The sequence below is a fragment of the Pseudomaricurvus alcaniphilus genome (assembly GCF_011440395.1).
Lineage (GTDB): Bacteria > Pseudomonadota > Gammaproteobacteria > Pseudomonadales > Cellvibrionaceae > Pseudomaricurvus > Pseudomaricurvus alcaniphilus.
The window spans coordinates 19,314-34,794 of record NZ_JAAOIX010000007.1; the positions used below are offsets into that span (position 1 = coordinate 19,314).

At 60.6% G+C, this 15,481-nt stretch carries 12 protein-coding genes; 5 read left to right on the forward strand and 7 right to left on the reverse strand.

Going from position 1 to position 15,481, the window contains the following annotated elements:
• Positions 1-102: 102 nt before the first annotated feature.
• The 7 genes from G8764_RS13980 to G8764_RS14010 all read right to left on the reverse strand — a co-directional run bounded on the left by G8764_RS13980 (position 103) and on the right by G8764_RS14010 (position 8,109).
• Positions 103-696, reverse strand: a complete 594-nt coding sequence (locus G8764_RS13980; RefSeq protein ID WP_166165284.1) for an Hsp20/alpha crystallin family protein — start codon at positions 694-696, stop codon at positions 103-105.
• Positions 697-991: 295 nt separating this feature from the next.
• Positions 992-1,588 (reverse strand): DUF4340 domain-containing protein, encoded by a 597-nt coding sequence (locus tag G8764_RS13985; RefSeq protein WP_166165285.1) that lies wholly within the window; start codon positions 1,586-1,588, stop codon positions 992-994.
• 11 nt (positions 1,589-1,599) lie between these two features.
• Positions 1,600-4,539 carry a Gldg family protein gene (locus G8764_RS13990; protein ID WP_166165286.1) on the reverse strand — a complete coding sequence of 980 codons (2,940 nt, stop codon included), beginning with the start codon at positions 4,537-4,539 and terminating at the stop codon, positions 1,600-1,602.
• Positions 4,529-5,557: an ABC transporter ATP-binding protein gene (locus G8764_RS13995; RefSeq protein WP_166165287.1), complete on the reverse strand. Its 1,029-nt coding sequence runs from the start codon at positions 5,555-5,557 to the stop codon at positions 4,529-4,531. The genes G8764_RS13990 and G8764_RS13995 overlap by 11 nt, the downstream gene beginning before the upstream one ends.
• A 444-nt stretch (positions 5,558-6,001) precedes the next feature.
• A complete protein-coding gene (locus tag G8764_RS14000; protein ID WP_166165288.1) occupies positions 6,002-6,568 on the reverse strand; it encodes a redoxin domain-containing protein in 567 nt (188 codons plus the stop codon).
• Between the two features lie 291 nt (positions 6,569-6,859).
• Complete coding sequence (locus tag G8764_RS14005) at positions 6,860-7,390, reverse strand: DUF3833 domain-containing protein (RefSeq protein WP_166165289.1); 531 nt, start codon at positions 7,388-7,390, stop codon at positions 6,860-6,862.
• A 206-nt stretch (positions 7,391-7,596) separates the two neighbouring features.
• Positions 7,597-8,109, reverse strand: a complete 513-nt coding sequence (locus tag G8764_RS14010; RefSeq protein WP_243748812.1) for a DUF411 domain-containing protein — start codon at positions 8,107-8,109, stop codon at positions 7,597-7,599.
• 271 nt (positions 8,110-8,380) lie between these two features.
• On the opposite strand from G8764_RS14010, the gene G8764_RS14015 reads away from it, so the two are divergent.
• The 5 genes from G8764_RS14015 (at position 8,381) to G8764_RS14035 (ending at position 15,305) form a co-directional block, all read left to right on the forward strand.
• On the forward strand, positions 8,381-8,737 hold the full coding sequence (locus tag G8764_RS14015) for a hypothetical protein (protein ID WP_166165290.1): 357 nt from the start codon (positions 8,381-8,383) through the stop codon (positions 8,735-8,737).
• A gap of 84 nt (positions 8,738-8,821) precedes the next feature.
• A complete protein-coding gene (locus tag G8764_RS14020; RefSeq protein ID WP_243748813.1) occupies positions 8,822-10,150 on the forward strand; it encodes a TolC family protein in 1,329 nt (442 codons plus the stop codon).
• A gap of 137 nt (positions 10,151-10,287) precedes the next feature.
• Positions 10,288-11,418: an efflux RND transporter periplasmic adaptor subunit gene (locus G8764_RS14025; RefSeq protein WP_166165291.1), complete on the forward strand. Its 1,131-nt coding sequence runs from the start codon at positions 10,288-10,290 to the stop codon at positions 11,416-11,418.
• A gap of 10 nt (positions 11,419-11,428) precedes the next feature.
• Positions 11,429-14,551, forward strand: coding sequence for a CusA/CzcA family heavy metal efflux RND transporter (locus G8764_RS14030; RefSeq protein ID WP_166165292.1), 3,123 nt, complete (start codon positions 11,429-11,431; stop codon positions 14,549-14,551).
• 352 nt (positions 14,552-14,903) lie between these two features.
• Positions 14,904-15,305, forward strand: a complete 402-nt coding sequence (locus G8764_RS14035) for a hypothetical protein (RefSeq protein WP_166165293.1) — start codon at positions 14,904-14,906, stop codon at positions 15,303-15,305.
• Positions 15,306-15,481 lie beyond the last annotated feature (176 nt).

The following is a 15,481-nucleotide window of genomic DNA, read 5'->3' on the forward strand; positions in this document are numbered from 1 at the left end:
GTTGGTGGTGCCGTCCCTGGCGCCACTGTTCGATGCTCGCTGCAGACCGGCTGCCAAGCCCTTTCTGGCAACGGGCGCCAGCGAATTATTTCCCGGCGCACTCTAGCGCGACGAAATGGCGATGCGCCTCACCTCTTCCTGCTCGCCCTCGAAACGCGGGATTTGCAGGGTCAACACACCGTCCTTGAGGTTGGCCTTGATCGCATCGGCGTTGGCATCCGCCGGCAGCGACAGGGTGCGCTGGAAGGCACCATAGCTGCGCTCGACGCGGTAAAAGTGCTTGTCCTTGTGTTCGTTCTTCTCCTCCTTCTGGCCGTTGATCATCAACACATCACCCTTCACTTCGATCGACAGGTCGTCTTCGCCAAGGCCCGGTACATCCAGCGTAATTTCATACTGTCTGTCGTCCCCGGAGACATCGATTTGGGGGCGGTAGCTGCCGACCAGACCGGTACCAGACCAGGGCTGGCGTGCCACCGACGCCCCCAGTGATGGCATACCAAAAGCGTTGCAAACGTCCTCAAACAGTCGATCAAATTGTTGATGCAATTGCTGTACAGGAAGCTGGTCACCCTGCCACAGGGAGGGCATGGCACGCGTGGCTTCTTCACGCCGCACCGGTATCTGGGCGCTTTGTTCCACCGCCCTGTCCTCGTGCTTGAACCAGTTCCACGGATTTAACTTTTTCAGGTTCATAACATAGCCTCCAATTAATACATTTTTGCAAACTGATTGTTGCTAATACATCGTTGCCAAGTTAAATAACAACCACGAATTAATGTACTTAACCAGATCGGTCAATGACCCGAAACACTACTTTTACACCCGCTTTCCGGGCCACGCTGGCAAGCTATGCTGCCAAAATCAGGTACCGGTACACGCCCTGGCAGGCGCTTCCCGGTACCCAATTAGATTGGTTTTTCCCTGTTTTTTTCAAGCTGGGTATAAAAATATTTATTTATAAAAAAGCCGCTTTTTAAAAATAGTACGATCAGGATTTCCCCTCACCTTCGCCAGCCTCGTCGGTCGCCGGCCGCTCCGTTACTTCGTCCGCCCCGGTTGCCTGCAGGGTTTTGTCCAGCCAGTTGTCGGCACTGGTGGGGAAATCGAAGCTGTTCAGGGGCAGGGCATAGACCTCGGTATCGGCGGCCCTGCGGCCGTGCACTTTTTTGAAACCCGGCGAAGTGCCGAGATACAAGTCCACCACCAGCTGCCCATCCCGAAACAACCGAATGCGGCGCTGATGGGTATCTTCACTGACTTCAAAGCGCTGGTGACTGCTGGCGCTGGTGGCCACCGGCCAACCGCTTTGCAGCCCGTGCAATTGTTCGAGCAGGGGCTGCAGCTTGCCGCTATCCACCGGCAGGTCACTCTGCCCCGGCAGCCGCCACTGCCCGTCCTGGCGCTGCAGAGTGACCTCCTCCTCCCCGGCGCCGATAACAACCTTGTCGATTTGCGCTTGCTCGAACCCCAGTAATGGCTGGCCGATCGCCTCCGACTGGCCGGCGCCGTCGCCCCAAAACAGGCCCGCGGCCAGCACCAGTTGCAGCGCCAGCAGACCACCCAGCCAGCTCGTTAATTTATTCATTGCAGACCTCCTTATTGAGCGAAGAGTTCGAAGTAACGACGCTGCCTGACTCGGCGCCGGCGGCGCTCCCACAGGGCAATGGCCGCCAGTGCAACGATGGCAAGGCCGTAGTTGAGGTATTCCCAGAACAGCTGGCGACCGTGCTCCAGTGGCGGCAGGGTGCGATTGAAGTGGCCGCGGGAGCGAATGCTGAGCAGCCCCGCATCCTCCAGCGACCAGTCCACGGCATTGGCCGCCAGTTGCAGGGTGTTGAGGTATTCGCTCTGCTGGGCACTGCCCGCCAGTCGAATCACCTGATCGCGGAGGAAGTCGTTGGAGCTGAACAGGATAATGCGGGCCGAATCCGGCGACCGCTCTATCACCCGGTCGAGCTGCAGCCCAGCCGCACTCTCCCCGTCTGCGCCGGCATCCGCTTCACTGTTGTTCCCGGCGCTGCTGTCAGCGCCAGCGTCCGCCGCGGCGGCCACCAGCGGCGATGACTGGCCGGCAAAATACGAGTCGAAGCGCCCCTGGCTGATCACCCCCAGCAGGTGCGCGCCGCGCTCCCCCTCGGGCTCAAAGGCACTGACGCCCTGGGGCGTTACCCTGGGCATAATATCCAGTGACGAGGACAGCCAGGCCCCGGCGGAGCTGCGCAACAACTCGGTCACCTGGCGCGACGCCTGCTGGTCGGCATCGACGCTGATGGGTGACGCCCAGGCCAGGGTCGCCTGGGGCAGCTCCGAGGTCACCAGGTTGTCGCGGTTCAGCCCGGCGCCACGGATATCGACAAAATAGGGGTAGTCCAGCATGCGCATTTCCTGCAGCTGGAAACCGCCTACATTGCGGCTCACCGGAATCGGGAAAGCCGCGTTCTGCGGGTCGAGCACCAGCTGCTCGTCGATGGCGAGGCCGTGATGCTGCAACCATTTTTCCAGGCCGCTGCTGTGGCGTTGCAGACTCAAACTGCGGCTGGACAGGTCGGCGCGGTAGGGCGAGGTGGCGGCGATAACGGTGCCCCCTTGCATCAGGAACTGGTCGACAGCAAACAACTGCTTGTCATCCAGGTTCTCGGGCGCGGCCAATAGCAGAATGTCGGCCTCACCGGAGACGCTGCCATCGCTCAAGTCCTCGCGGCTGATATTCAGCTCGGCGCCGAGGAAGGCTTCCAGCTGGCTGAACGAGGGGCCCGACTGGGCGTAGGGGCCATAGGGCGACGGGCCCGCAACCGGGGTGACCAGGGCCACGGTCTTGGTAAAACCGCTGGCAAAGCGCTTAATGCCCGCTTCCAGGTTGCGCTTGAAAGCATCCGCGCTGGCATCGTCCAGCGGTATCTGCACCAGTTGCTCGCCGTTATCCAGGGTCATGTAGAAGTAGAACTGCTGCTCGCTGAACAGGCTGGTGGCCATGGGCATAAAGCCGTACTCCGCGGCAATGCGTTGCGCCACTTCGCCGTTACCACTGGCAGGATCCACCAGGTTGATTTTGAAACGCCCGCCAGCCTGGTCTGCAGTCTCTTGCAACAGGGGCTGCAGCTCCTGTTTGAAGGCCAGCAGTTGCTCCGGCAGTAAGTCGTCGGCGGAGACATAGGCGTTAAACACCAGCTCGCCTTTGACGGTATCGAACAGGTTGCCCCCGGCCTGGTAGGTATGCAGCACCTTCTTGATGGCCCGGGTCAGGTCGTGCTCGGGATTGCGCAACTGCACGTCGATATCCCCCTCGTTGCGCGCCTGGATTTCAATCAGGTCGCGAAAACCCAGCACCTGGTATTCGTCACCGTACTGCACCAGCACATTGAAGTAGGAGCTGACGATGGACGACTGGTAGCGATCCGCCACCTGGAACGGCACCGGCTGGATGGCGTATTTGCGGTTCGCCTCCTCCTCCAACTCCGGCTCTGTGGGCGGGTCGACAAACTCAACCCGCACCTTGCCGCGGCCGGCGATTTCGTACTCCTTGATCAGGTCGCGCAGTTGCGGCACCAGCGGCGCCAGCAAGGGGTGGGTTTTACTGCTGAAATAGCCGCGCAGCAGCAGTGGCTCCTGCAGTTGCTGCAGATAGCCGCGGGTGGCGGCGGAGATGGAGTACTGGTTGCCCGCGGTGACATCGGCGCGCAGGCTGCTGAGCTGGCCCAGCCACAGGTTGGCGCCCAGGGCATTGGCGATCACCAGCGCCGTCAGTGCCTGCCATTGGCGGTGCCGGGGTCGGCCCCCGCCGGCCCAGCGCTCCTTCTCCAGCACCAGGGTATTCAGGCTTAAGAAGACCAGCACCATACTCAGGTAGTAGTACAGGTCGCGGAAATCGATGACACCGCGAGTGATGGACTCAAAGCGCGAACCGGTACCCAGCAGCCGCAGCCACTCCCCGGCCCGGTTGCCAAAGAAGTCGGTGATGGTGGTGGTACCCAACAGGTAGAACAGCGCGCACAGGAGACTGGCGCTGATCAGGCTGACGATCTGGTTGTCGCTGCGCGCCGACACGAACAAACCGATACTGAGGTAGGTGGCGCCCAGCAGGATTGCCGCCAGGTAGCCCGCGGCGACGGGCCCCCAGTCGAGATCGCCGATGATGGCGACGGTGATGGGCAACGGCAGGGTGATGGCCAGCGCCAGCGCCAGCAGGAACATGCAGGCCAGGAATTTGCCCAGTACAAACTGCCACAGGGGCACCGCCTGGGTGTGCACATATTCCAGCGTACCGCTGCGACGCTCTTCGCTCCACAGGCGCATGGTCAGGGTGGCGCTTAAAAAGATCAGCAGCACCGGCATCCATTCGAACAGCGGGCGGACGTCGGCAATATTACGGGCAAAGAAGGCCTCACCCCAGAAGAAGACGAACAGGGTGACCGCCGCAAAGGTGCCGAGAAACAGGTAGGCGACCGGCGAGGCGAAGAACAGGGTGACCTCCTTGCGCGCCACCCGGCCGACAACGCCTTGCCGGGCGAACGGATTGACAGGGTAATCAGGCTGCATGGTTCAGGCCCTCCTCGGCATCACTTTCCTCAGCATCACCATCCTCAACTACCTCCCGGAACAGGGTTTCCAGATCGCGATACTCCGGTTGCAGCAGGTAGAGTGCATAGCCCGCCTTGACCAGGTGTTCTGCCAGTGCGGCGCAGACCTCTCGCTGCTGCGCCTCCGCCGCCAGTTCGATGCGGTAGCTGTGGCCGGTCGGTGGATTGGTTGAGGTATTGGTTGAGGTATTGGTTGAGACACTGGTTGCGGCATTGCTCGCGTCATTCAGGCTACTCACCCTGGCGATGCCGGCGATGCTGTGCAAATCCCCCGCTTTGGCCGGCGGCATGGCAGTCTCCAGGCGCAAGTGATTGGTGCGGCGCACCTCCTCCAGCCGGGCGTCCACCACCAGTTGCCCGGCCCGCAGGATCAGCACCCGGGAGCAGAGCGCGTCCACTTCCTGCATGATGTGGGTGGACAGGATCACCGTGGCGTCCTTGGCGATCTCCCGGATCAACTGGCGCATATGCCGGGTCTGCTCCGGGTCGAGGCCGTTGGTGGGTTCGTCCAGGATCAGCAACTTGGGGGCACCGAGAATGGCCTGGGCCACACCGACACGCTGCTTGTAACCCCGCGACAGGGTAGAGATGGGAGCCAGCAACTTGGCGGCCAGGTCCGTGGCGACAATCACCCGCTTGATCTCTGCCTGCTTGGTGGCACCAGTGAGCCCCTTCAGGTCAGCGGCGTAATCCAGGTAGTCGGCGACGCTCATTTCCGGGTACACCGGCAGGTTTTCCGGCAGGTAGCCCAACAGCCGCTGCACCCGCAGCGGTTCCTGCGCCAGGTTGAGACCGGCCACTTGTACCGTTCCCCGGTTGGGCTCAAGGTAACCGCAGAGCATTTTCATAATGGTGGTCTTGCCGGCGCCGTTGTGGCCGAGCAGGCCGACGATCTCACCCTTGTCGATGGTGAAACTGACGTTATTGACGGCGGTATAACTGTCATACTGGCGCGTCAGCTGGTTCACTTCCAGCATGCTGTCCTCCTGTTAGAATTGACGTTTGAATCAAGCAGGCACAGCCCTTCGCCGCCGGGGCAAAAGGCTGGGAAAAGAAACTGGGGAGCCCCCTCAGGGAGGCGGGCGGGCGGCCAGGCAGTTGCTATAAATAAAAAAGCGGCTACTGGCAGTTAAGGCGTTTATGTCTATAGAGCAGCGCATCTTCACGGTCTCCCCGGTGTGCGGGAATACCCCCAAACAAAAAAGACGCTGCTATAGATGGGGACGGTGGGGAAAAGTTCAAGGCCTCGATGAGGCCGGCGCAATAGCGGGCAGTAGCGCCTTCGCGCCACTGGCATCAGCCTTGCCTGTCTTTTAAACCTGATGTCATATAGCGGCACAATGTCGCGCAGGGAAGCTGGTAGAAAGGTTGAAAACTGAAGATCAGCGAGCGGGGCTTGAAGGGCGCTGAATAAATAGAGTTTAGATGCTGCAGCCGTCTTCACTGCACTGGCCGCCCGGAGTTTGAGGCGTTGCAGCGGGTTCCGTCCCCGAGGGGGACGACGGTGATAGCGAAGCGGGCTCCATCAGCAACTGGCCAATCATGTTCCCCACCTGCAGGTCACTCAAACGGCCAAAATGATGGGTTCGAATAAAGCCCTGCTTATCGATCAGCAACAGGGACGGCGTGCCTTCCAGATCCAGTTTTTGCATGGTGTGCGGAATGGCAGAACTGGCCGAGGGTCGGTCCACGGCGATGGGAAAGCGCAGGCGGTATTCGTGCACAAACGCCTGCAGGGCGTCGAGGGTCATCACCGAGTGATGCTCAAATACGGTGTGCAAGCCGATTACCTGCACCTCGTCCACGGGATACAACTGGTGAATCGCCGCCGCTTGGGGCAGGCCGTGGGAGACGCAGCCTGGGCACAGCATTTGGAACGCGTGCAACACTACCACCTTGCCCCGCAGTCCGGCGAGGGTGAGCGGCTGGGTTGTATTGAGCCAGCTCACCACGTCCAATTCTGGCGCTTTGACACCCTTGCCCGACATATCCGCCTCCCGCAAACCGCTGCAGCGGTTTGCTTATCCTTTCCTGATTATCACTAAAGCTAAGCGTCGTCCAGCTGGCACTATGGTAGGTCTGGCTCCTGGAGCCAGGCCGGGAGAAAAGCTGATGCCCCAAGGTTTACGAGGTATATGTCTGCTATCGCCGAGTTCTGGCCTATTCATAGAGGTAATTAGGTATCTTTTTACCAGTACTATACAACCAGAATAAAAGTTTCGCGACGGGGGCTGCAGGGTCAGGCTACGGGGTTGGCCAGCGTGATCAGCCCCTGCTGGTCACGGTTGTTTCTGCATAAAAATAGTGACCTCAGCCATCACCAGGCCGAATTTGCGGATATAGGAACGATTGATCAGGGTGTCGCTGTCAAACGCCCACATCCAGTCGTCGAAGCTGACCCGGTAGGTGCCGCTGTCCAGCACCAGGTCCATCTCATATTGCCACTGCAATGCATTGCCGTACAACGCGCCCTGCGCCGCACCGGCGATATCGTCCGCGACGCCACTCAGCGAACCGTTGGCGCCCTCCTCGATCCGCCACTGTCGCTGTCGAACCCCATCCCCGAGGCTGTAGCTGAAGGTTTCATCCAGGATCAGGGTGGTCCCTGCCACGCTGCCCACTATATCCACCTGAAAGCGTTGCACCAGATTTCCGGAGCGGTCCTGGACGATGCCCCAGGCCTTGACCTCGCCGGTAAAAAAATTGCGCAGATCAAACGCCGGCTGCAGCGCTTGATAGCGGGCACCGTCGATGGATACCGAGCAGGCCGCCAGCCACAAGACCAGCGGCAGCAGTAATAGATACCTCATAAGCCATTCTCCCCTTACGTCTCCTCCTGAGTACGCAGCGGGCGGCGTTACAGATTGAATTATTGCTGCCAGACAGGCAGCTAAACACCGGTATAAGCTGCTAACGCGGGAGGCATTCTGCTCATGAGGTCGCCCGCCGTTGCGGACGGGTTTCCAGCGCCGTGTCCTATTTTAGATGGCAGGATCGTCAGCGCCGGGTGCTGAGCTCATTGATCCTGCGGGCTATTCACCTGGGCATAGACTGCGCTGCTGCCGTCGGCGTTTAACAGCAGTACCTTGTAGGGAGAGAACCGGTCGCCAACTTCCATACCCGGGCTGCCCACTGGCATGCCGGGCACCGCCAGGCCGATGGCGCCGGCGGGCGGGTTTTGCAAAAACTGCTGTACATAGCGGGCGGGAACATGGCCTTCAAACACATAGCCGTCTTTGGATACGGCGGTGTGGCAGGACTGATAGCGCGGCGCGATACCGTGGCCGGCCTTCACCTGATTCAAGTCGGCCGGATGATGCACCGGCGCGGAAAACCCCGCCTGCTCGATGTGCTCGACCCAGGCTCCGCAGCAGCCGCAAGTTTCGCTCTTGTACACTTCCAGCACCGTGGCCACAGGTGCAGCGACCAAACTGGCGCCGCCGTCCTTTGCCTCCTCTGCGCAGGCAACCGGCCCCAACAGCATCAGGCCCAACAGGATACCTCTGCCAAGTCGAATAAATGAGCTCATACCTACTCCCGCTGAATGATAAGTCTGCCGGCATGGTAACCAATGCCGATGAATCTTGTAAATTAACCACCGCGCTGGGGCCCACTCGGGGACGAAGACTGACGGACATTCGGTCAATCCTGCCAAACCCAGGCTGCTTTCCAGTACATTCTGCGGTCTGCCACCATTTCCGTTTGAGTGCGGTTGCAACTTGGGTCGAACGCCGGCATCCTCTGCAATGTTCGAGCGCAACTGTATGCAACTGTACGCCGTTACTGGATAAACAGACCTTATGATCCGCACCTGGTTGACCTGTATTTTGGTAGCCCTGATTGCCCTGCAGTCAGCACTGGCCAGTGCGGACATACACGAGCCCCATCAAACCGGCACCGAACACCAGGTCTTTAACCACGACCACGCCGCGCAGGCTGAAAGTGACAATAGCGCCACGATCGACCCGCACAGCACAACGGCCGGCTCGGCCTTCGATTGTCACCACTGTTGCCACTGCCACGGCATAGCCCAGTTATACCTGAACCCGAAGCACCACTGGCTCGACCTCGCAACCACCTTCAGCAAGGTGCAAGAGCGGCGGCTGAGCTTTATCTCCTATCAATTCCCGCCCGACATTCGTCCTCCAATCGCCTGAATCAAAGCTGATTTTGCGGTGCTATTGACGGCCAAGCGGCTGTGCACCCCGATAATTTGATTTTGATAAAAAGGACGATTTTAAATGCAATCCATGCTTACCGTTGTCGGCTGCCTGCTGCTGGCGACCTGCTGCTGGGCGAGCGCTAATCCGCCGCCTATCTCTTCCCCGGAAAGCTCTTCCCTGGATAACTTTTCCTCGGAAAACTACCCGCCGCTTGAAACAAGAGTAAAGCCGCTGACCCTGGAGGGCGCCATAACCCAGACCCTGGCCAACCATCCGCAGCTGCACCAATACCGGTTGCGCCAACAAGGCCAGGCAGCGTTGCGCAGTGCCAGTTCACTGCCGCCGGCCCTGACGATTGGGCTGGAGGTAGAAAACTTCGCCGGCAGCGACGCTTTCCGCGGCCTGGACGGTGCCGAGACCACCCTGGCCCTGTCTTCGGTTATTGAGCTGGGTGACAAGGCTCGCTCCAGGGTTGCGGTGGTGGATGCCAAAACCGAGCGACTGCAGTTGCAGCGCCAGGTCGAAACCCTCGACCTGCTGGGCGAGCTTACCGCACACTACATTCGCGCCCTGGCGACACAACAAAGTATCCTGCTGGCCGAGGAAGCCCTGTCACTGTCCCGGCAAATGCTGGTCACAGTGGAGCGAAGGGCCAAACAGGGTGCCGCACCGGAAGCCGAGGTGATGCGAGCCAGGGCCGGGTTGAGTCGCGCCAGCATTACACTCGATGCCCTGCGCAGTCGCTTTGAACGCCAAAAAGTCCTGCTGAGTACCTTCTGGAACGAGACCAGTCCCGGCTTTGAAAAGCTCAGTGGCAACTTGTCCCGCTTCGACCAGGCCGATGGTTTTACCCAGCTGTACCGGCGCGCCCAGCGCTCACCGGCCATCGCTCTGCTGGCCAGCGAAGCGCGCCTGCAAGACGCCGGCATCAAACTGGCCGAGGCCCAGGGCAAAATGGACATTGGCTGGCAGGTGGGCATCCGGCATTTTGCCGAGTCCGACGCCACCGCCCTCACCGCCGGCATTTCCCTGCCCCTGTTCAGCGACAAGCGCAACCGCGGTGCCGTGGCCGCGGCGCTAGCGCAGCGCAATGAAGTGGACTTTCAGCGGGCCGCGGCCACGCTGGATCTATACCAGCGCCTGTATGCCGCCTTCTCCCTGCGCCAGCAAAACATCGCCGCCTATGAGCAGATCACTACCGAGGTGTTGCCGGCGCTGGAAAACGCCTTGCAATTGACCCGCCAGGCCTATGAGAACGGCCGCTATCGTTACCAGGACTGGCTTGCGGCCCAGGCAGAGCTGCTGGCGGCGAAACAACAGCAGATCGAAGTCGCCACGGCAGCGCAACTGAACCAGGCCCTGATCGAACAACTGGCGGCAGAGCCCCTGCCGCTGGCGCTTCAGTAACCGCGTGATAAGCGTGCAATTCGGATTCAAGAGAAGCCCGGAATGAAGAAAAGCCACGGCTGCCCGACGGCTACCGCTCTCAACAAGACACAGCCCTTGACCGGCAAAACACCGGCAAGCGCCAACAGGATTGAATGATGAAAATACCACTACCCACTCTGTTATTGACACTCGCGATCGCTAACCCTGTTTACGCCCAGACCGGGCACGAGCATCACCACGATCACGCCGATTCCTCCAGCACAGCCGATTCATCCAGCACAGCCCATACCCAGCTTGAGGATGGCGATGCGCATGAGCAACACGATCACGATCAGCACGATGACCACGACCGTGAGGGCGAGCACGAGAGCAATCACGACCACGGCAATGAACACGACGGTGAACACGACGGTAAACACCAAGATGAACACGGCCACAGTGATGCTGACCACGGTGAAGACGAACATCATCACGACGAGGCGGAAAACAGCAGCCGTATCGACCGCGACCTGGCCGCCCAGGTGGGCATCGGCACCGCCCTGGCCGCACCGCAAACACTGCTGCAGACCATCACCAGCTACGGTGTACTGAGCACCGGACCGGAGCAACTCAGCCATATGCGGGCGCGCTTTTCCGGCTTGATTTCCAGTGTCAAGGCGACCATCGGCGACCAGGTCAAGGCGGGGGATTTGCTGGCCGAAGTGGAGTCCGATGAGAGCCTGAAAACATACAGCGTGCGCGCGCCCATCTCCGGCGTTATCGTCCAGCGCCACGCCAACACCGGTGAAGTGACCCAGGACCAGGTGCTGTTTTCCATCGCCAACTTCGACCAACTGTGGGCCGAGTTCCGTGTCTATCCCGCCCAGCGCCGCAACGTCAAAGCCGGGCAGAGCGTACATATCGGCTCGGCAGCGGAGTCGATCAGTGGCCGCATCAGCCATATCATTCCGGCGCTGGACAAGCCCTACCAGCTGGCGCGAGTGCCACTGGACAACACCCGTCTCGGGCTGGCTCCCGGCATGCTGGTGGAAGGCCGCATTGTCACCGCTGAGTTCAGGACTGCCCTGGCCGTGGAAAAAAACAGCGTGCAACAACTGGGCGGGCGCAGCGGTGTGTTCCTGCAGGACGGTGAGACCTATCGCTTCACCCCGCTGTTGCTGGGGCGCAGTGACGATCACTATATTGAAGTGCTGCGCGGGCTCGAACCGGGTCAGCGCTACGTCAATAAAAACAGCTTTTTAATCAAGGCTGACATCGAAAAGTCTGAAGCCGAACACCAACACTAAGGGGCGTACCGTGATTGATTCAATACTGCGCCTGGCCATCGAGCGGCGCTATTTATTTCTCAGTTTTATCCTGGTTATTGTCGGCATTGGGGTCTGGAGTTACCAAAAGCTGCCCATTGATGCAGTGCCAGACATTACCAACGTCCAGGTACAAATCAATACCGCGGCCCCGGGTTACTCGCCGCTGGAAGCCGAACAGCGCATTACCTATCCGGTGGAAAACGCCCTCTATGGTTTGCCCCGGCTGTCCTATACCCGCTCCCTGTCGCGCTACGGGCTGTCCCAGGTCACCGCGGTGTTCGAGGAGGGCACGGACATCTACTTTGCCCGCAACCTGATCAATACCCGGCTGGGTGCCATCAAAAGTGTGTTACCCCCGGCAATCGAGCCGGAGATGGGCCCCATCTCCACCGGCCTTGGCGAGATTTTTATGTACACCGTACAGGCCGCACCCGGCGCCACTATGGCCAACGGCCAGGCCTACGACACCACGGCGCTGCGCGAGATCCAGGACTGGATCATCAAACCCCAACTGGCACAGGTCAAAGGGGTGATCGAAATCAACAGCATCGGCGGTTTCAACAAGCAGTACCACGTCACCCCGGACCCGAAAAAGCTGCTCTACTACCGCATCGGCGTCGAGGACCTGGTCGCCGCCCTGCAAGCCAACAACGCCAACCGCGGTGCGGGTTATATCGAGCGCAACGGCCAACAGCTACTGGTGCGTTCACCGGGGCAACTGGCCAGCATCGAGGACATTGGCAAGGTCATCATTACCGAGCACGGCAGTGTGCCAATCATGATCGAGGACGTGGCCAGCATTGCCATTGGCAAGGAGCTGCGCTCCGGTGCCGCCACCCGGGACGGCCGGGAGACCGTGCTGGGCACCGCCATGATGCTGATCGGCGAAAACTCCCGCAGCGTCGCCCGGGATGTGGCCGCCAAACTGCAGGCGATACAGGCCTCGCTGCCCGACGGCGTCAGCGCCGAGGCGGTCTACGACCGCACCAGCCTGGTGGATAAAGCCATCGCCACGGTGGCGAAAAACCTGCTCGAAGGTGCCCTGCTGGTGATCGTGGTGCTGTTTGCCCTGCTCGGTAACTTGCGCGCGGCGCTGATTACCGCGGCGGTGATTCCGCTGTCCATGCTCGCGACCATGACCGGCATGGTGCGCACCGGAGTCTCGGCGAATTTGATGAGCCTGGGGGCGCTGGATTTCGGCCTGATTGTGGACGGCGCGGTCATTATCGTCGAGAACTCCGTGCGCCGCCTGGCGCAGGCCCAGCACAACGGCCAGTTGCCCGACTTGCGGGAACGACTCAACACGGTATTTGAGGCCACTGCGGAAGTGATTCGCCCGAGCCTGTTCGGCGTGGCCATTATCACCGTGGTGTACATCCCGATATTTTCCCTCACCGGTGTCGAGGGCAAGATGTTTCACCCCATGGCGGCGACCGTGGTGATGGCGCTGCTGGCGGCCATGGTGTTGTCCCTGACCATCGTCCCCGCCGCTGTCGCGGTCTTTTTGCGCGGCAAGATCAGCGAACAGGAAAGCGTTGTTATCAGCGCCACCAAAACCCTGTACCGGCCCCTGCTAATGCTGGCGATCAGGTTGCGCTGGGCACTGCTCAGCCTGGCCAGCCTGCTGGTGGTGGGCTCTGTCTGGCTGGCCACCACCCTCGGCTCCGAGTTTATCCCGCAATTAAACGAAGGCGACATCGCCCTGCACGCGATGCGCATACCCGGCACCGGCCTGGAACAGGCGGTTGGCATGCAGGAAATTCTCGAGCAGCGCATCAAAACCTTTGCCGAAGTGGATAAGGTCTTCGCCCGCATCGGCACCGCCGAGGTGGCGACGGACCCCATGCCACCCAACGTTGCCGACAATTTCGTGATTCTCAAGCCCCGCAGTGAATGGCCGGACCCAAGCAAAACCAAGGCCGCGCTGGTGGCCGAAATGGAGGCTTCGCTGCAACAGTTGCCGGGCAACAACTACGAGTTCACCCAGCCAATCCAGATGCGCTTTAACGAGTTGATCTCGGGGGTGCGCGCCGACCTGGGCATCAAGCTGTTCGGCGATGACCTGGAGCAACTGGTGCTCACCGCCAACGACATTCTCAGGGCGGTCAACCAGGTGCCCGGAGCAGCGGATGCGCGGGTCGAGCAGGTCACCGGTTTGCCGACCCTGTCGGTGATTCCCCGGCGCACCGCACTGGGCCGCTATGGACTCAACGTGGCCGATCTGCAGGAGTGGGTAGCGGCCGCTCTAGGCGGAGAAAGCGCCGGCCTGATCTACGAGGGCGACCGCCGCTTCGAACTGGTCGTGCGCCTGCCCGAGACCCTGCGCCTGGACATCGACCGGCTGGCCTACCTGCCGGTCCCTCTCGCCAACGGCGACTATATTCCGCTGGAGGAAGTGGCTGAGCTGGATATTTCACCCGGGCCGGCCCAGATCAGTCGCGAAAACGGCAAGCGTCGGGTGGTGGTCACCGCCAATGTGCGCGGCCGCGACCTGGGCAGTTTTGTCAGCGAGGTAAAAACCCGCATCGCCAGTGAGGTGGACATCCCCGCCGGTTACTGGCTGGATTACGGCGGCACCTTCGAGCAACTGGAATCTGCTAGCAAGCGGCTTGCCATCGTGGTGCCGCTCACCCTGTTGATCATTATCGGCCTGCTGGTCATGGCCTTCGGTTCACTCAAGGACGCGCTGATTATATTTACCGGTGTGCCCCTGGCCCTGACCGGTGGCGTACTGGCCCTGTGGCTGCGCGATATGCCCCTGTCCATTTCGGCGGGGGTGGGATTTATCGCCCTCTCCGGGGTGGCGGTTTTGAACGGGCTGGTGATGCTGGCCTTTATCCGCGACCTCTGGCACCAAACCGGTGAGTTGCTGCACGCGGTTATCGAGGGCGCCCTGATCCGCCTGCGCCCGGTGCTAATGACCGCGCTGGTGGCCAGCCTCGGTTTCGTGCCCATGGCGCTGAATACCGGCACCGGTGCCGAAGTGCAGCGACCGCTGGCAACGGTGGTGATCGGCGGCATCATCTCCTCCACCCTGCTCACCTTGCTGGTGTTGCCGGTGCTGTATCACTGGCTGCATCGCCACACGACGCTAAAGGTCCCCTCCCAATAAGGTCCCCTCCCAATAAGAGCCCCGCCCCAATAATCGCCACGCCGGGCGCTGCCAGTCCACCAAGTGGTGCCCGGCATTCAAACCGGGCCGCAATCCAGTTCAAATCGCCCTTGCAAATGATAATAGTTATCATTAGTATTTGTTGCGGGTCGCTCGCCAGCCCCTCTAACTCAGCCTGGTTGGCTGCGGCACTAGCCGTTTAATGACAGCTAACGCCTTTCTGCGCGCGCCCCCAAAACAGCGGTATCACCAACAGCGATGAGGTCACCCGTCTATGAATTTTCTTTGCAGTAAACACCGGCTCTGGCTCAGCAACCAGCCACTAATCGCCAAACAGCTGTGGCACAGGTCCATGCTGAGCGCACGAGACGCCGTGCGTGCCGAGGATTGGCAGTTGGCCGTCAAGCACTACGGCAGCGCCTTTGAGCTCGCCAACTTGCTCCTCGACAGCGATGATTTCGCCACCCAGGCGCAAAAGCGCTACGCCCATACCGCGGTGGAACTGGCTTACACCCTGGCCGCCAACAATGGTGATTTCACCTGGCTGCTGCGCTCGGTGCGACAGCGCCTTGAGTATTGCCTGTTTTGCGCACCGGCCGCAGACTTGCTGGCCATGTTGTTTAAACTGAGACAGAGCCCGGCTCCCGCGCAGCCCCCGCAACAGAATCCCGTACAGACTCACAGGCAGAATGTGGCATGGCCAAACCTGGCCAGCCCCCGATTAACCTCGCTGCACTCCAGTCAACTGCATTGATGCCGTTACCCACCCGGTTGCACTGGCGCCGCCGTGTCACCGGGTCGATTGAAGTGCAGCCATCCATGCATGCAAACCATTGCCACTGGCCAGGCGAGACGCAACCGAGGCTGATACAAGCCACACTGTTCTGGCTGCAGGTATCGGCCCTCCCCGCTCTTGTGCTGGCCGCGATG